Source organism: Sphingobacterium siyangense (assembly GCF_007830445.1).
Classification (GTDB): Bacteria; Bacteroidota; Bacteroidia; order Sphingobacteriales; family Sphingobacteriaceae; genus Sphingobacterium; species Sphingobacterium siyangense.
Window position 1 is genome coordinate 116,155 of the sequence record NZ_VLKR01000010.1, and the last position, 16,437, is coordinate 132,591.

At 39.5% G+C, this 16,437-nt stretch carries 18 protein-coding genes; 4 read left to right on the forward strand and 14 right to left on the reverse strand.

The window, feature by feature from the left end; genetic code table 11:
* Window positions 1-11: 11 nt before the first annotated feature.
* Genes IQ31_RS10960 through IQ31_RS10970 form a run of 3 tightly spaced genes read left to right on the forward strand, consistent with a single transcriptional unit; the run spans window position 12 to window position 2,693 of the window.
* Window positions 12-1,166, forward strand: a complete 1,155-nt coding sequence (locus tag IQ31_RS10960; protein WP_145327976.1) for a hypothetical protein — start codon at window positions 12-14, stop codon at window positions 1,164-1,166.
* 7 nt (window positions 1,167-1,173) lie between these two features.
* On the forward strand, window positions 1,174-1,884 hold the full coding sequence (locus tag IQ31_RS10965) for a PRTRC system protein B (protein ID WP_145327977.1): 711 nt from the start codon (window positions 1,174-1,176) through the stop codon (window positions 1,882-1,884).
* Window positions 1,884-2,693, forward strand: coding sequence for a PRTRC system ThiF family protein (locus IQ31_RS10970; RefSeq protein WP_145327978.1), 810 nt, complete (start codon window positions 1,884-1,886; stop codon window positions 2,691-2,693). The genes IQ31_RS10965 and IQ31_RS10970 overlap by 1 nt, the downstream gene beginning before the upstream one ends.
* Window positions 2,694-2,977: 284 nt before the next feature.
* On the opposite strand, the gene IQ31_RS10975 is transcribed toward IQ31_RS10970, so the two are convergent.
* The 12 genes from IQ31_RS10975 to IQ31_RS11035 form a co-directional block, all read right to left on the reverse strand.
* Window positions 2,978-3,427 carry a response regulator gene (locus IQ31_RS10975; protein WP_145327979.1) on the reverse strand — a complete coding sequence of 150 codons (450 nt, stop codon included), beginning with the start codon at window positions 3,425-3,427 and terminating at the stop codon, window positions 2,978-2,980.
* Between the two features lie 1,032 nt (window positions 3,428-4,459).
* Window positions 4,460-4,906, reverse strand: a complete 447-nt coding sequence (locus IQ31_RS10985; protein ID WP_145327981.1) for a DUF3872 domain-containing protein — start codon at window positions 4,904-4,906, stop codon at window positions 4,460-4,462.
* A gap of 11 nt (window positions 4,907-4,917) precedes the next feature.
* On the reverse strand, window positions 4,918-5,478 hold the full coding sequence (locus IQ31_RS10990) for a conjugal transfer protein TraO (protein ID WP_145327982.1): 561 nt from the start codon (window positions 5,476-5,478) through the stop codon (window positions 4,918-4,920).
* Between the two features lie 18 nt (window positions 5,479-5,496).
* The gene (traN, locus tag IQ31_RS10995; RefSeq protein ID WP_145327983.1) at window positions 5,497-6,396 is read right to left on the reverse strand and encodes a conjugative transposon protein TraN; all 900 of its coding nucleotides are present in this window, start codon (window positions 6,394-6,396) and stop codon (window positions 5,497-5,499) included.
* Window positions 6,397-6,431: 35 nt separating this feature from the next.
* Window positions 6,432-7,787: a conjugative transposon protein TraM gene (gene traM, locus IQ31_RS11000; protein WP_145327984.1), complete on the reverse strand. Its 1,356-nt coding sequence runs from the start codon at window positions 7,785-7,787 to the stop codon at window positions 6,432-6,434.
* Window positions 7,774-8,067 carry a nitrogen regulatory IIA protein gene (locus IQ31_RS11005; RefSeq protein WP_145327985.1) on the reverse strand — a complete coding sequence of 98 codons (294 nt, stop codon included), beginning with the start codon at window positions 8,065-8,067 and terminating at the stop codon, window positions 7,774-7,776. The genes traM and IQ31_RS11005 overlap by 14 nt, the downstream gene beginning before the upstream one ends.
* Window positions 8,068-8,077: 10 nt before the next feature.
* Entirely contained in the window at window positions 8,078-8,701 is a 624-nt protein-coding gene (gene traK / locus IQ31_RS11010) for a conjugative transposon protein TraK (RefSeq protein WP_145327986.1), read from the reverse strand.
* 29 nt (window positions 8,702-8,730) lie between these two features.
* A complete protein-coding gene (traJ, locus tag IQ31_RS11015; protein WP_145327987.1) occupies window positions 8,731-9,726 on the reverse strand; it encodes a conjugative transposon protein TraJ in 996 nt (331 codons plus the stop codon).
* 2 nt (window positions 9,727-9,728) lie between these two features.
* Window positions 9,729-10,361: a DUF4141 domain-containing protein gene (locus IQ31_RS11020; protein WP_145327988.1), complete on the reverse strand. Its 633-nt coding sequence runs from the start codon at window positions 10,359-10,361 to the stop codon at window positions 9,729-9,731.
* 22 nt (window positions 10,362-10,383) lie between these two features.
* Window positions 10,384-12,891, reverse strand: a complete 2,508-nt coding sequence (locus IQ31_RS11025) for a TraG family conjugative transposon ATPase (RefSeq protein ID WP_145327989.1) — start codon at window positions 12,889-12,891, stop codon at window positions 10,384-10,386.
* Entirely contained in the window at window positions 12,888-13,220 is a 333-nt protein-coding gene (locus IQ31_RS11030) for a DUF4133 domain-containing protein (RefSeq protein WP_145327990.1), read from the reverse strand. The genes IQ31_RS11025 and IQ31_RS11030 overlap by 4 nt, the downstream gene beginning before the upstream one ends.
* Window positions 13,221-13,231: 11 nt before the next feature.
* Window positions 13,232-13,537 (reverse strand): DUF4134 domain-containing protein, encoded by a 306-nt coding sequence (locus tag IQ31_RS11035; RefSeq protein ID WP_145327991.1) that lies wholly within the window; start codon window positions 13,535-13,537, stop codon window positions 13,232-13,234.
* 233 nt (window positions 13,538-13,770) lie between these two features.
* Here IQ31_RS11035 and IQ31_RS11040 point away from each other — a divergent pair, with 233 nt between their 5' ends.
* Window positions 13,771-14,574, forward strand: coding sequence for a phospholipase D-like domain-containing protein (locus IQ31_RS11040; RefSeq protein ID WP_145327992.1), 804 nt, complete (start codon window positions 13,771-13,773; stop codon window positions 14,572-14,574).
* Here IQ31_RS11040 and IQ31_RS11045 read toward each other — a convergent pair whose 3' ends face one another.
* Together IQ31_RS11045 and IQ31_RS11050 are read right to left on the reverse strand one after the other, a co-directional pair.
* A complete protein-coding gene (locus IQ31_RS11045; RefSeq protein WP_145327993.1) occupies window positions 14,575-15,399 on the reverse strand; it encodes a hypothetical protein in 825 nt (274 codons plus the stop codon).
* Window positions 15,400-15,622: 223 nt separating this feature from the next.
* Window positions 15,623-16,408 (reverse strand): AraC family transcriptional regulator, encoded by a 786-nt coding sequence (locus IQ31_RS11050; RefSeq protein WP_145327994.1) that lies wholly within the window; start codon window positions 16,406-16,408, stop codon window positions 15,623-15,625.
* Window positions 16,409-16,437: the final 29 nt, after the last annotated feature.

Consider the following 16,437-nt stretch of genomic DNA (forward strand, 5'->3'; position numbering starts at 1 on the left):
ATTTTAATAACATGACTTATGCAACAACATATCGTATCGGGTATAATCAAATTACCCCAAGAGCCCAAACAAAAGCAATTGCACCGCCAGTTAAACGACTTCGCCAACTGGATGCAGAGAACCAAAGATGCAAGCGAAGTCAAAAAAGACAAGCAACAGAGCGTACCGACAGCAATGTTGCCAATGGTTTTCTGAAAACACTGTTCCTGCCTAAACTCAAAGAAACAGAAACTGTACAGGCCTGTAATGAAACGGGAGAAATAGAAAAAGATTTTTATCAGTCTCTTTATAGGCTTGCAGAACATTATGGATTAAATCCAATGCAGACTAAAAGTTTTGAGTTCCCTTATAATATGGCTCTTTCACTTTGGGACACTGAGGAACAGCTTAAAAACAGGGTGAAAGAATGGGAAGCAATAGAATTAATACAGGATAGAAAGAGAACTTATTTCACAAGCGAAGAGCGATACAGCACAGGGGCAACGCTTTATTATATACCTGTTTTACCCCTATACCGATTGCTTAGAAACCCCAACCGCAAGCAGGCTTCGCTTTTACTCTTATCGGTTTGCAGTTATCTATATCATATCGCTGACATCCCTTATTACAGACAGGAAAGCAGCTATCTATACTGGATGTATGATATGGTTGCTGACTGGGTGCTATCTGATGATGAAAATGAAGATACCGCCCAATTTATGAACGAATACAAGCAATCTGAATGGGTTGGAGAATTTATGGAAAAAAAGATTTTCAACCACCATAATCTAAGTTTATTTTCCCAACGTCTCCAACACTTTGAAAGTAGAGATAAGTTTGACCAAGATTGTTATTGTCTGGCTAAAGAAGCTTTTGAACTGTCTTCAAAATTTCCAAACCAAAGTGTATTTGGAAATGCCAAACCAAACGGAGAAGCCGAGGAAGATGATATGGAAAACATTATTGGTATGGAAAAATATGTCTCTTTCTGTGCCAATACCAAAGGGTATTTATTTGACACCCTGTTTGATTCTGTAAATAACGAATTGCAGGAATACGGACAGATGGAAGAACCAATAATTATAAAGCGTTTTGACGGAAGCAATGTAACGGATAAAACGCTTGAATTTGAGAAGCGGTTATTTGCCCTTATAGAGGAACTTACCTACCTATTGAACAATTATTAAAAATGCTATGAACAACATAAAAGAGAATTTAGGAAAATTGTACCACCCCCAATCAGCATTAGTATTCTATCAGACAAAAGGGAGCGCTAAAGATACGTATGTAGAATATTTTGATATGGACAGAAATGGTGCGCCCATTAATGCACATCCTTTGACTGTCAGAGAAGCCAGCCAATTGGCTAAAGCATTGAAAATGGCTAAGCAAGAAAAAGAACCAACGTTAAAACCCACTGGAATAATTTCTAACAATATGCTTCACCTTGATGCAATAAAAGGAAAAGCAATTTGGTTTACAAAAGGGATGAAAAGGGAAATGTTTTTTTCGCAGAGCCTTGAAATACCTAAGGGAATAGCAAATGTACCACCCTTGCTATGGGTTGCCAACAGACAAAGCCTTTATGTTTTTGCTCTCAAGACTGATAGAAGACCCACAGAAAAAACCAAACTGTATAACGCGCCCTTTTTTAATGTTTACGAAAATGGAAATGTATGTATGGGCAACGTTGACATTAGGATAAAAAAGACAGCATCATTGGAAGAATTTACAAAGGCTTGGGAAGACTATTTCTTCAATAGCTATTTCAGCCACTTGATGAACAGTTATAACCCTATAAAGGGAAATTGTGTGATGCTATGGGAAGAATTGATAAATAATAGAGGTGCATTCCCGAAAGAAGTTTTAAAAAAGAACAAAGTAACCTTAACAGAATTGATGTGATGAACATAGAAAAAGCAACGGTACATTTTACCGACAATTATCTGATAAACCCGACTAATCCAATTTCGGTAAACCTCATCGGTGCAGGCGGAACAGGCTCAAAGGTTTTGACTGCTTTAATGGAAATGCATCATAGCTTGGTAGCCTTAGGTCATACGGGTCTGCATTTACGTTTATGGGACGATGATATTATTACCGATGCCAATATCGGAAGACAACGTTTTGCACCATGTGAAACGGGGCTTTATAAATCCGTTGCATTGATAAACCGTGTAAACCGTTTTATGGGAACAAACTGGAAAGCAGAAACCCGAAAATTTGAAAGGGACTGCTTAGGAAAACAGCCTGAAAACGCAGGAGCCAGTATTTTTATTACCTGCGTGGATAGTGTAAATGCTCGCTTTGAAATAGCCGATATGCTAAAAGGACTGAACGGTAATAATGCACATATCAATCGGGGGCGTTATTGGTTGGATTTTGGTAATAGTCAGTACACTGGTCAGGTGTTACTCTCTACCATTGGAACAATAAGACAGCCAAATTCCCAAAAATATGCAACGGTCGAGAATCTCCCTTTTGTTACAGAAGAATTTGGTGAATTATTAAAACAGTCCGAAGCACAAGATAACACACCGAGTTGTTCATTGGCTGAAGCTTTGGAAAAACAGGATCTGTTTATCAATTCCACATTGGCTCAAATGGGATGTTCCCTGCTGTGGAATCTTTTCCGTAATGGATTTACCGAAAATAGGGGTTTTTTTCTAAATCTGAAAGATTTTAGGTCACAGCCAATACCAGTCGCCCAATAGTAAAAATTGGGCGGCAAAAAGACACTCCCTCCGTTGTCGGGGCAGTCTTTTTGCATTAAAAAAGGTGCAACACTTTGCTAAAATGCAATCAGCGCACAACGGCCAGCTATTACATTTTACCAATATAGTTGCGGTCTGAATTTAGAGGGATATTTGTTATCCCTTTTTGATCTGGCTGACTTCTTTTCTTTTCACATAGCGACCAAAGAAAAGAAGCAAAAGAACGTCGCGGCATTACCGATGGTTTGAATACTACTGTTCCCTGAAGCTAATTTATTATCTTATCAGCCTTTTTTATGTTGTTTTCTAAATTTCTCTACTATAGCTTTAATAGCTACACTATAATATTCTCCGCCTGCATAAATAACATGCACGGCTCGTTCCAGTTCTTCAGGATCGGCACCTTTGAGGATATATCCGTCCACGCCTCTTTTTAGCATTTCTAATACATCTTTTTCAGCATCGTTTACACTGAATGCCAAAATTTTCACCCCTGGATAAAGCTGTTTTAATTTCTCAGCCGTTTCAAAGCCGTTCATTACAGGCATATTTACATCCACGACGCATATATCAGGGAGAATTTTGCATGTTTTCATTTTATCAAGGGCTTCTTTTCCATTCGCTGCTTCGAATGTGTACTGAAAACCAAAATCTCCTAAAAAGCCGAAAATACCCTTTCTTAGCAGGTCGCGATCATCTATTAGTGCTATCCTAATTGTGTTATTCTTGTTCATTTTTCCATTTATTTATATGATTTGACAATCGTTTTTTAGATGGTAAGACGATGGGAATAACTGTCTTTTGATCACTTTCTGTAAACGACTAGAAAGAAAAGATAAAGGCAACAATTCTCCATTTTTAATTATGTTATTTAATATGCAAGTGCAAAAAATAATCGCTGACAATCCAAGCGTTATATAATTGAGAGAGTTGTAGATGTTTCCTGCAGTAACCATATCTTCAGTTCTTTAATCTATGATAGTCTGCACAAAAAAAAGCGCAGGCCACCACACTTACCGATACTGAGGCACTGGTATACCCGACAACGAATAAGCGAGCGCCCACGCCAATAACGTGAGCGTTCCTACCTATTTGTCCTGTTGTCTTAAAAATTACCAGTTTTCAGTACCAAGACTTAAAGTAAAAACACTTTAAGAGTTTCTATATTTTATGCTGCAAATATAGTAAAAGCCCAGCTGACTGCTAAGATTTTCTCTACTATAATGGCATTTGAATAATTGTTAGAGCCCATTTATAGAATAAATGTCCGCTTGTTCTACGGGTATCTGCTGAGTATGTTTGAGATACAGAAATAATACCGATGACCAAAGCTTAGGGCATCAAAAAAAAGGGTGATATTGATTTGGATATTATAAAAAAAGAAGGATTCAATATTTGGGTTGCCAAGTTCTCTCAGTACCTAGTAGGTTACTGTGTTTGAGATTTACTGATTCGTTCTTTCGATTTATTTTGCCTGTAATTGCTGTAAAAGAACAATAACCCGAAAATTATCAATAGATATGCTATCCACTTTCCTGTACGTTCCAAAAAAGTGATGATAACAGATTTTTCATAGCTTGAAAAAGCCTCCGATCCCATAGGACTTCTTCGGTAGAATTTTCTTCTATTAATCCAATATCGAAGGGCGATACCGGATACTGTAGTTATTATACCTAATATTAAAGCAGGAGTCATAAATCAAGTGAATAATTATGGGTTTAATTTACGAAAAAAAATAGTCCCACAGTAATGTGGGACCTATTTTTTTAATCACTGGTATTAAATTTGAAACTTACCTGTTTCTCGTTTCCAAAGTTATCCGATATCCATACATCAAAGGATTGCGATACCGAAGATGTGGATGTATAATAGAGGCGAAACTGCGTTTGCGGTATCGTGTAGTAATCATTGGGGAGGTAGGGTGAGTTATTGTAATAACGCAGTGTACCTGTTCCATCAAACTGAAAATACCTTAGGTAATATGCCGCATCTTGGTAGTTTCCTGAACGCTGGATTGTAACACGTATCTCAACCGTTTGGCCATTGGCCACAGAACCAGGAACAGGCATCACGTTGACTTCAAAGGGAAATTCCTGTTGTATTTCCAACTCGTCTTTCTCACAGGATATAAAAGTTATCGAGGAGAATAGCATCATCAAAATCATCAAAAATTTGCGATGTTCAAGCTTATCTATTGTGAATATTGTTTTCATTTTACAAGTATTTAAAAGTTAAACCTCAAACCTAAACCCGCTGAAGGACGGAACTCGTCTCTGGAAGTTCCCCACAATACTTTAGCCCTTCCTTGCAGGATCAATACAAAATGATCTGAGAGATAGGTCTCCAATGAAAGTCGCCCGCCGGTTCCATATACGAAACCATTCTCATTCTTGATCATAGAACCATCATAAAGCAGCTTTTCATTTCGGTTGAAGGTTTCATATCCCAATACACCGGTAAGCGTTACATTGAGATTGATTATCTTACGGGCATCTCCCAGCAATTGTAGACTATATCCGGCCTCACCCAGATAGGTTTCCAATGGGATATCCAATGTACCGTATGTAGCATATTCGTGGTTGTATTCAGCTGCAAACAACCAATAGTTTCCGTTCTTCCCGTAAACATTTAGTGCCAGGTTCAGAAAATAATCATTGCCTAACTTGTCGTCTGACAATACTCCCACATTTATTTCCAAACCTTTTTGTTTGGGCACCATGCGCTGGGCCTGTACACCTGATAATGCAAACACAAACAGCGCCATTGTAATTATATACTTTTTCATTGTCTCTAAATTGAATGATTAATTAATTTTTAGATGTATATCCTTGATGAGCCTGGCGTTTACAAGGTCTATATTTTCAATTTGAAGGGTTTGATGCCTTCCTCCATTTTTTTCATAAAACTCGATCATCAGCATCTTGTCGTCGCTTATCGTAAATTGGTCTAGCAGAAATACATTTTTCTCGGTTGAGTTTCCTGCTATTTCATCCAAAGGTTTGTAGATACGTAAGGGCGTCAAAGGCTTTTCCTGAATGACTGTTCTTTTGGCAATCTTCTTGTCAACGATTTTAAAGCTTATGAAATCGATCTGGAACGGTACGTTACTGCGGTTGCGTAGTTCAGTATGGAAATAATATTTCCCATTGTGGATGTAGATACCTTTGAGTAGGAGCTGTATACCGTAACTTTTCGATGCGATATGTTTGATTATCCTCTTGTCCTTATTATAGATAGTTTCCAAAAGAATTCCCGCTAATGATGGTGAATTGCGGCCAAGTTCCTCAAAAAGTACATCATTGCCGTTTTCTCTGTTTTCGATTTTTTGCATCGTCAGCAAGTCATAGTTCAAGGTTGAGGGATAGGTGTTGTAAAGAACATTGAAATTGTAAAATCGCCCATCCTCAGTAATTACCGAGAAATTGGTCTCTTCTTCGAAATCACGAACTGTTGCCTTTATTCGAAGAACATTTTCTGCGTCTTCCGATTTTCCTGCGATCAGAAAATCACTGCCCAGATCAACGTAACGTATTGCCGCCGGAAAAATCAAATGGGATGTTTTGTTATAGGTGACCTCCATTTGGTAAGGTTCAACTTTTCCCATATTCAACTTGTCGATTTTACCTGCCACTTGTGCATTTGAGAGTGTATACTGGCCGATTAATAAGACCATAATTATCATTTTCTTGATTAATGTTTTCATATCTGTTTTGATTATGTATTAATATTTTTGAACAATTAATTCTTGGAAAGAAGGAATACCTGATGTCCTGCCTTCAGGGTAACTTTTGGTGTCCTTATTTTTTTTGAGAAGTAGCCTGATACACCTTGAACCACACCTCTTGTTAAATCTCCTGCAATCTGTTGACCTGCAGAGCTGGTCATCATGATACTTGTTGCTGAAGCCTGGCTCATATTTGCAGCTATTTCGGAAAGGGCATTCATTTCGGGTGAGTATGGTACATAGAGCCCTTTCTGACCATCTATATCATAGATAGAAATGGAGACAGGAATGATGTTTCCTTCCAATTCAACCGAGGTGATTTCCAATTGCAAGCGTCCCTGCTGGAATTTTGCAGTTGCGGACAAAACCGTTCCCTGAGGAATTGTACGATTTGAGGTTTTGGCAGCTTCCAGTAAACGGATACGAACCCCGCTTTCTCCCGTTACCTCTTGTGTTTCCTGGATCACAGCACGTATACTGTTTTTAGGTTGTACAACTTGTTCTGATACTCCAGCCGTGTAAAAGCCACGATTGCGGTTTTCGTTCATGCTTGCCAAAAACACACTGTCTGATGGCTCCCTGTATAGAGCCGAAACAGCGTTCTTGCGTGCTGGTGTGAAAGAAACAAAACTTTCTTTCTGTCCGCTTCTGGCAGTTGGAGCAGGTTTTGTGCTGGATACCTCCACATCGATGTCCTTTGTTCCCGGAGGCCCCGAAGTTGTGCTGCCCGTAGGAAGATATTTTGCAGCCATTTGATAGGATTTCTCCATCAAGGCTAGTTGATCATCTACAGTTGGAGCTGGTGCAGTTCGCTGATCGGTTAGCTGCTTTCTGAGTTCATCCACCTGCTTACGTAAGTCATTGGTCTCAGAATTGTCATCGTGATAAAATGAACCTAAGGTACTTTGCGCACTTTTGTAACTGGTTAAAGCAGGATTGTTATATGCTTTAGTTCCCCCAGTGGCTCCGTATCCCTGTTCTTCATTTCTATTGGATGGTTCTTCATTGGGATTCGCTGCACTTTCATTGTTCCAATAATCTGATAAGGATGTTAGACTATTTTTCTTTTCTTCAGTTTTCTGATCCAGAATAGCCTGCTCATAGGCTTTCTGTTTATCGGATTGCAAACCAGCATCCGTAGCCTGAGGAACTGCATCATTGAGCCCGATTTCTTCTGTTTTCTTCTTGTCTTCAGCAGGTTTGAAAATAAGGTATAGGCATCCTGCAAAAACGATTCCCATTAAGCCAAATATCAATGGCTTTTTTAATTTCTCGATCTTGTTCTGATTGTTATCTTTCAGTACATCCGAGACTTCGTTCAAGGTACCATCAGTAACCCGAACGGACTTTTTGTTTTCATTCTCTTTCATACAATTTATTTTTTAAAACTGTTGTTATTGAATCCTGTAATTGCAATTGCTTGGAAGGTTCTCTGGTTTTAATTACAGGATTTTTGATATGTTCGATTTTCAACCCATTATCTGAACTTTCGGTGTCATATAGTATTTTTACTATCACTCCCGAGGTAAGCAGCAGATATCCTAAAAAGAAGTACAGGGTATATCGATGCTGTTTCTTGATCGGAAGTTCACGCCAACGGAAATCCAGGTCGTTCATCCAATTGTCTATTGAGTTTCTGATTTTTTTCATTTCCATTTTTTTAACGTTCAATAACTTCGATGTCGCGGTTTTCCAGTATACTGAACTTCTCGATGTTGAAACCTTGCGGATTGCTATCCGAGCGGACAGAATTCACCAAGTAACAGGAGGTAACCAGATTTCTTCTGGTGACGTTACTTGAGCGGATGATAAACTGTTTAGCATAGGTCTTTACCCCATAAGGATAGCTATCAAAATTGCATACCACACTATCCACTTCGATGCGTTGTTGCACATTGCCCGAAATGATGCGATTGTAGTATCCTTTCTCAGAAAGGTCCTTATAGTAATCAAATGCAGATTTATCTGCTAGATTGAAAGCCCGTTTCATGTTGCTTTCAATAGCATTTTTGTCTGGAGCCAAGGTGAAGAACAATTCGTGGAAACGGCGTACGTGCTCCCGGGCTTCTACAGGTCTATTAATACTGGCATCTTGTGAGAGAGCAAGCATTAGCGATTTTCCATTATCCAACACATAAATCTTTTGACGCTGTTCTTCTGCAAAACGATAGGAGTACCAAAGCGCATAGCCCGCAATCCCCGCACAAAGTAGTGCAAACACGATGGCATACAGTCTGATCTGCCTAAAGCTGTTTTCGATATTTCTCAATGTTTTAAATTCCATTTTATCTTTATTGATTAGTTAATCACTACTTATTTGCCCATCAGTCTGCCACTGATATTTCCTGATACAGAACCTACTCCGGCACCCGCAACATTTCCAGATTTGCTTGCTGTCTGGTTAACATTACGCATATAGTTTCCTGCACCTCCAGCTTGGATTATCCAGCCAGTGACCGTTGGAATTGTGAAGTAACCCACAATGCCGATGATCATAAATATGATATACACAGTATTCGAAGTGTCGGGAATAAAATTTGGATCGGACAGGCTCTGAATATCTTTCTCTATGATCAATGACTGTATTTTTGCGAGCATAGAACTAAATAAATCAGCTACCGGGAGCCAGAGGTAAACACTTACATAACGTGTTATCCATTGGGTAAGCGTAGACTGAAATCCATCCCATACCGATATCGCAAAAGCAATGGGACCTAAGATTGATAATACAATGAGAAAGAAGGTTCTTAAAGTGTCAATTACCAGTGCTGCAGACTGAAAGAGTATTTCCAGAAATTCTCTGAATCCATCCCTTATAGCTTTTTTCATCTCGTACATTTCTCTCTCGATGTACATTCCAGTCATTGTGACCAGATCGGATGGTGACCAACCGAGTTCTTCCAGCTTTTTATCAAACTCCTCATCGGAAACCAGATAGGCCGTCTCTGGGCTTCGAAGCATCGCTTCTCGTTCCAATTGGTCTTTCTTTTGCTGTAATGCACCCAGATCTAAAACCTGATTCTCAAGTATACTGTGTGTTCCCTGTACTACTGGACTTAGCACAGAATTAATTGTTCCAAGTACTATCGTTGGGAAAAACATAATGCATATTCCAAGGGCAAACGGTCGGAGCAATGGAAATACATCTATCGGTTCTGCCCGGCTTAATGCCTGCCATACCTTTAGGGCTACATAAAATAAAGCACCCAGACCAGCCAGACCTTTGGCCACTGCCGCCATATCGGCGGACAGAGGCATCATCTCATCATAGAGTGATCTTAATACTTCATGAAGATTATTGAATTCCATAATTACCAGTATTTTTGATTAGCAGTACCATAGAGTTCGAGTACTCTTTTGCTGTTATTTTGCTTTTTAGCTCTCAGGAAGCTTACCGAAATATTTTTGTTCGTATAGTAACGAACCAGACTGTGGTAATCTTTAACCTCTTTATACAGGTTGTCCACCAAATCCATGCGTTCCTTATCATTTAGCGAAAGGGATGTCGCACTGATCATCTGTTTTAACTCCTTCAGCAGTTCCGTACTTTCATTTAAGAGTGCCGAATAGCCATTTGCAATTGCAATAAGTTCCTGTGGGGAAAAATTAGGGTCATTTAACATCTTTCCAAAGTTGGTGACGTACATTTCTGATATATCGCCCACAAGTAATACGGTCTGCTGTACCTTTCTGGCATCCTTGACCAGATTGTTTACCGCTTTGAGTTTGTCATAATACTCTTTGCCCTGGCTGTAGACCTTTTGAACTTCCTTGAAGTTGTTGATCATATTGGTGGCGGTTGAGGAAGTCTGTATAATCTGCTTGGTCGTATTGACTATACCTTGTGCCAAGTTGGTTGGATCGGTCACAACCCATTGGGCTTTTGCTGAAGGTGCAGCAGCAAACAATAGTACTGCATACACCATGAAAATGATTTTTTTCATTGTAAATCGATTTTAAAATGGTTTAATAATTATTCTGCTTTTCTTTTCTTTCGAGAGCAATCCGCTTAATAGCGTGCTCTACGTTTCCATCCAATTGCTCTGCAAGGCGCATAACTTCCATCTTCTCAGTCTCTTCTGTTGTGTAGGCCATATATTCCTCGACCGAGACCTCTGTGGCATAAACCGCAGAATGAGTTCCACCCAGACCAATCCAAACTTCTTTGTAAAGCCGTTTTGGGTCGTTGTTCATATTGATGGATAGAATCTGTGATTTTTCCTTTTCGGTCAGACCGAGCATCGCTTGGATATCATCAAACTTGTTCATATATTTTCGCTGGTCAAGCAAAATCTTACAGTCACTATTGTTGATGATACTTTCTTTTACAATCGGAGACTGGATGATGTCGTCAACCTCCTGGGTAACCACGATAGCCTCACCAAAGAACTTCCTAACAGTCTTAAATAAATACTTAATATATTCGGCCATGCCTTCCTTGGCAATTGCCTTCCAGGCTTCCTCGATCAATATGAGCTTACGAATACCTTTCAGTCTTCGCATCTTATTGATAAAGACCTCCATGATGATGATTGTCACGATAGGAAATAGAATTTTATGATCCTTGATCGCATCGATTTCGAATACAATAAAGCGCTTTGATAGAAGGTCAACCTGTTTGGTGGAGTTCAGCAAGTAATCGTATTCACCGCCCTTGTAATATGGTTCAAGTACATTGAGGAAACCTGCTACATCAAAATCTTTTTCTCTTACCTGTTTTCCCTCCAGAACACTTCTGTAATCTCCGCGAACATATTCATAGAAACCATTAAATGAAGGATAGGTATCCTCAGTTCTGATCCTCTCAATATATCCACTTACAGCATTTGACAACGCGACTTCTTCCGAACGTGTTGGAGGTTCATCATCCCTTTTCCATAAGGTCAATATCAATGTTTTGATACTTTCTCTTTTTTCGATATCGAATACATCGTCATCAGTGTAAAAGGGATTAAAAGCAATCGGGTTATCCTCGGTGTATGTAAAATATACCCCGTCTTCCCCTTTGGTCTTTCCCTTGATCAGTTCACAGAGTCCTTGGTAGGAGTTACCGGTATCGACTAAAAGGACATGCGCTCCCTGCTCGTAGTATTGACGTACCATATGGTTGGTAAAAAAGGATTTTCCTGATCCCGAAGGGCCCAGTATAAATTTGTTCCGGTTGGTGATGATTCCACGTTTCATCGGTAGGTCGGAAATATCCAAATGAATAGGTTTGCCAGTAAGCCTGTCAGCCATTTTAATACCGAAGGGTGAAGCTGAACTTTTGTAATTTGTCTCTTCTGTGAAGAAGCACAATGCAGGTTCGATAAAAGTGTAAAAGCTTTCCTCACTTGGAAAATCACCTGCATTGCCAGGCATACCTGCCCAGTACAGTGTAGCGACATCCGTTGTGTTATGCCTTGGTTTGCACTCCATAAGGGCAAGTGCACTACCTGTATCATTCCTTAACTGCTTGAGTTCGGCAGCATCATCCGACCATGCCATTACATTGAAATGTGCCCTTATTGAGGATAATCCAAAAGAATGGGCTTCGTTCAGGTACTTTTCTATCCATTCCTTATTGATTTGATTGGCTCTGCTGTAGCGTGCCAGGGAATGCATATTTCTGGCCGATTTTTCAAACTTTTGCAAGTTGGCTTCACTGTTGTCCAAAAACAGATATTGGTTGTAGATGTGATTACAACTCAAGAGTAAACCAACAGGAGCGGCAAAAGAAAGCAGACAGTCACTTCTGTCTGTTGACAGTTTTTCATATCGGGTATTTGCCGATACAGTTCCAGGTAGATCATCAGTATCGGAAAGCGTATGTAAACATATACGGTTATTGCCGATTCGTACTTCCTCAGCTCCCAAACCAATATCCTGCATCGGGGTGCCAGCTTCTCTGGACAGTGTAAGGTACTGCTCCAGCAATCCCTGTTTTTCTCCGGTTCCAATAATATCATCTTCCGTCAGGCGCTCCAGCTTCACAAAGCCCGAATCATTTACGATTCGCTCAAACTGTGCAATAGCTTCCATAAAACGCTGGATATTTTCCTTATCTCTGATTTCTTTAGGAATGAGCGTACCTCTGCATAAAGAAGAAAAATTGCTCTGCATGCGCATCCTTTCTTTAGTGGTCTTGGTCAGGAAGAGGTAGCAGTAATGATTCAGAAATGGACGTTCGTTGAAATGTTGCTGATAGGATTTTGCCAGAAAGCTCAACCCGTCCTGTGCAATATCGGGCGCATAGTTCTCCTTGATATACCAGTCCTGTTTATGCACAATAGTAAAATCTGGCAGGGTCTTTATCGCCTTGTGCCAAGTCGAGTGTATGGCTTCATACTCTGCAGAGGCTACCGTAAATAGCTCTGGCAGATGTACCATAAAGCAAGCGGTAATGTCTGCATCCTTTGAAATGATGCAATGGTTTTCTACTGCCAACAATGGAAACTTACTTTCCAGTGTTGCCGCTTTTGACATGTTTCTCATGAGCGAATTGATTTTGGATTGTACTTGAAATAACTGGATACAGGCTTGCGGCAAATAATGTATCTAGGATGCCTTTTTTTGGATCCTACTTTCATCAGACCATGCTCGCCATACTTTGTGTTGAGTGAGAATGTCTGCCAAATAATAAGTGAACCGCCACCAACACCTATGAACAGGCAGGCGTAAGAATTTACCCCTGCCATGTACATCACCATTACCAGGACAAGCACGCCCAAAAGCCCCCCTGCAAAAATGAAAAGGTACTGTGCCTTCAGCCCCTTAAACTCTACGGTTCTTCCTATCCCTTTGTTTATGTTGTAATTATTCATAGGACGGTTGATTAAAGGAAGAATGAACGAAGAATGGTGGCAGCCACGATCAAGAAGATACAGGCACCGAACCAGCTTGCCGCGGTCTTGCTAGTGTCGGGATCTCCGCTACTGAATTTGTTGTACACCTTTACACCTCCAATAAGCCCGACTACGGCACCAATGGCATAGATGAGCTGCGTGGCCGGATCAAAATAAGAAGTTACCATCTGTGTTGCCTCGTTGATCCCTGCAGAACCGTTTCCTTGGGCGAACACTCCATACCCTGACAAGATGGCCAAAGCCGTCAGCAGTAGTTTTTTTCTTTGTTTTTCCATAATTTGAATGAATTAATTTGTTACACATTTACCCGCTCTTGTGGGCTCTGGGAACAAATTTGTCACGGAAATCAAAGCACTCTAACAAACTGTCTTTCAGAGGTATTATTTGTCTTTCAAAGGCTGTTTACTCGCTGTTTTGAACGGGGGAATTTGTACTATTTCAATAGACTATAGCTGAAACTTATCTTAAAAGGTGGTATTTTAGCTAGATATAAACCGTTACTGAAAAAATGAAACTATCAGATCTTGCAATTGACACTTTAAAAGAATTTATTTCAGGGGATAATGAGCTTACTCCGAGATTAACTGGTGCTAATATTTTGAAGCTTTTTAACAAGGTCGGTTTTAAAGACGTTTATAAATTTGGTGACGGGGGTATGCCTGAGGGATTAAGCCGAAATGCCTATGTTTTAAAAAGGTTAAATGAAATAAACGGTAAGACCGAAATGGTGGAGCTTTTGGAAATTGTTTTCAACGCTGAGCATTTTGCTCAGGATAAATCGCTTACTATCGAAAAAGCAGTTGAAGAAATCAACAAAACGTTACAGCAAGAAAAGTATAGACTGCATGGAGCCAGTGGAAAGTACAATGTTATTGGTGCCAAAGTACCAGATAAGATTAAAGTTGAAGTACATTTTGAGGATATACAAGCCAAAATTCTCCAACAGGTAAATGCTGCGCAGTTTTCTATTTGGATAGCCGTCGCCTGGTTTACCGATCCGGTTTTGATGCGGGCAATCTATGACAAAAAACAAGCGGGCTTAAATGTTCGCCTAATTGTTCTTGATGATGATATCAACAGGAAAAATGGATTTAAATATGAAGATTTCGTTGAGGCAAAGCGGATGCCTAAGGAGGGGCCATTCGAAAATATCATGCACCATAAATTTTGTGTTATTGACCTAAAAACAGTTGTACACGGATCGTATAACTGGACCAAAAAGGCAGCATGGAATAAAGAAACAGTAAGTGTTGAGCACAGTAGGGAACTAGCAGAACAATATGCAAGCCAGTTTATCAAGTTGATGAAGTAATTACATCTTTCTGCCCTTGGTGTTTTTTTGTTTGGCTTCCACAGATTTAATATCAGGCTTGTTATTTTGTACCTTACGTTCCCTTTCCAGATTTTCTTTGATCACCAAAGGGACAGAGATATCGTCCCAGGTTGCGGTTTTAGCTTTGGAATGAGATTTTAAGCCAGTCTCTTTCAGGCCGTCCAAAGCATCAAAGCCATGATGTCTGTTCCAGCCAATGGGATCAAGGGTTTTTGCTGTTGGAAAGCTAACCACAATAAGGTCTTTGGGGATTTCCTTGATTGTTTCATAATCAATTTCCCTGTACTCATGTTTTTTTGGGTCGTAAGGTATAAAGTAGGCATTTCTGATTTCATCGTAAAAATTGTCGATTTCTGAGAACCGTATACCCGATGAAAGGAAGTCGTCTTTGGGTCTGAGCATATCCATACGGATATCGACATAGAAAGAATGTCCTGCAATATTAATTGTTGGTAGTAAGCCGTTGTTCACCCGCAGGTCCACTGCCTTTTGGTCTACCATAAGATCAAAATCGGTTTTCCCTGCTAATTCATCAGGTTTTAATTTGTACTTCTCAGCCATACCTGCCGGATCGAGTACCACAAATTCAGGTATCTTCACGGTGATACTCTCCAGCCTACCTCGAAAAGAAGGAAGGTTCTTGCTCTCCTGGCTAAATAAAAATGTATAGCCATCGCCTAAGTCACGCATGTCCTCCAGGCCAATAAAATTCTTTGGGTTTCCTTTCTCTCTAAGCTCAAACTTCTTTACATCCACAAGGAAATCTGTCCCTTCTATATTCAGTATAGGCAATTCTCTTTTCATATTTCTTCAATTCATGCTAAGTATAATGACAATAAATATACTTGTACTCCCTTTAGGGGGCTCCAAAGTAACCTTCAGAGGCATAATTTGGCTGAGAATGACACAATCGTATTTATTATCTTTGTAAGACTAAATGGGATAACATAGAAAGAAGAATAGGCTTTATAAAGATGAGGACCTTTACTAGGTCCTTAAGTTTCGATCAGAATAAAATATATTTGAATTAGTTTGTCAGTTGTTTTGCAAACTCTGAGGGTCTGATTTTTACAATCTGATAGAATGTATTGCTGAATGCCGAAATACTGCCGTAGCCTAGTGAGTAGGCAATTTCACTTAAGGAAATATCTGTCTCAATCATCATTTCTATTGCCTTGGTCATTTTTAGCAATTTAAAATATTGCAGAAAAGAAATCTTCATTGTACGCTGAAACAGGCGAGAAAGTGTTCTTTCACTAAATCCTGTATCATGACTTAGGATTTTCAAGGTAAGATTATCATATATGTGATCATTAACATATTTGAGTACCGGAGCTATTCGCTGATTGTCTGTAACTGGAACAGAAATCGGAAGTGATTTTTTACTTATTTTAGGTAATATTTCTTTAATGCCCATGAGGAAAAAATACCCGTCATCTCCTGGAAGGATGTGTCCTGACCATTTTTCAGTATATGTTAGCATTTGCATTAACAGGGGATTCATCGGATAAATACCGTCCTTTTGAAAAAAAGGATCCTTGTCCACATCATAAAAATAAATCGTTCGGATAATCACCGATTTACTCATCTCTACCCGATGTGGGCTGTTTTTAGGAATCCAAACATAATGTCGTGAGGGGATAATAAGTGTTTTATCTACCATTTGAATATAAGCAGCCCCTCCATCGATATAAATCAGTTGACCTTTACAGTGCGAGTGTGTAGGCAATTTATATTCGTTAGTTTCATGTACTACATAGATAGAATTTGGAATTCTATCTATTTCTGCTATAAATTCTAATAAATCAAACATGTTTACAAATTTATATAAAAAGAACTCTT

Bases quoted from the DNA above. Each gene is read 5' to 3' on its own strand.
- traM (WP_145327984.1), bottom strand. From the start codon at position 7,787: ATGAAAGAGAATGAAAACAAAAAGTCCGTTCGGGTTACTGATGGTACC.
- IQ31_RS11030 (WP_145327990.1), bottom strand. From the start codon at position 13,220: ATGAATAATTACAACATAAACAAAGGGATAGGAAGAACCGTAGAGTTT.
- IQ31_RS11035 (WP_145327991.1), bottom strand. From the start codon at position 13,537: ATGGAAAAACAAAGAAAAAAACTACTGCTGACGGCTTTGGCCATCTTG.
- IQ31_RS10975 (WP_145327979.1), bottom strand. From the start codon at position 3,427: ATGAACAAGAATAACACAATTAGGATAGCACTAATAGATGATCGCGAC.
- IQ31_RS11045 (WP_145327993.1), bottom strand. From the start codon at position 15,399: ATGAAAAGAGAATTGCCTATACTGAATATAGAAGGGACAGATTTCCTT.
- IQ31_RS11005 (WP_145327985.1), bottom strand. From the start codon at position 8,067: ATGAAAAAAATCAGAAACTCAATAGACAATTGGATGAACGACCTGGAT.
- traN (WP_145327983.1), bottom strand. From the start codon at position 6,396: ATGAAAACATTAATCAAGAAAATGATAATTATGGTCTTATTAATCGGC.
- traJ (WP_145327987.1), bottom strand. From the start codon at position 9,726: ATGGAATTCAATAATCTTCATGAAGTATTAAGATCACTCTATGATGAG.
- IQ31_RS10960 (WP_145327976.1), top strand. From the start codon at position 12: ATGACTTATGCAACAACATATCGTATCGGGTATAATCAAATTACCCCA.
- IQ31_RS11025 (WP_145327989.1), bottom strand. From the start codon at position 12,891: ATGAGAAACATGTCAAAAGCGGCAACACTGGAAAGTAAGTTTCCATTG.
- IQ31_RS11050 (WP_145327994.1), bottom strand. From the start codon at position 16,408: ATGTTTGATTTATTAGAATTTATAGCAGAAATAGATAGAATTCCAAAT.
- IQ31_RS10970 (WP_145327978.1), top strand. From the start codon at position 1,884: ATGAACATAGAAAAAGCAACGGTACATTTTACCGACAATTATCTGATA.
- IQ31_RS10965 (WP_145327977.1), top strand. From the start codon at position 1,174: ATGAACAACATAAAAGAGAATTTAGGAAAATTGTACCACCCCCAATCA.
- IQ31_RS10985 (WP_145327981.1), bottom strand. From the start codon at position 4,906: ATGAAAACAATATTCACAATAGATAAGCTTGAACATCGCAAATTTTTG.
- IQ31_RS10990 (WP_145327982.1), bottom strand. From the start codon at position 5,478: ATGAAAAAGTATATAATTACAATGGCGCTGTTTGTGTTTGCATTATCA.
- IQ31_RS11020 (WP_145327988.1), bottom strand. From the start codon at position 10,361: ATGAAAAAAATCATTTTCATGGTGTATGCAGTACTATTGTTTGCTGCT.
- traK (WP_145327986.1), bottom strand. From the start codon at position 8,701: ATGGAATTTAAAACATTGAGAAATATCGAAAACAGCTTTAGGCAGATC.
- IQ31_RS11040 (WP_145327992.1), top strand. From the start codon at position 13,771: ATGAAACTATCAGATCTTGCAATTGACACTTTAAAAGAATTTATTTCA.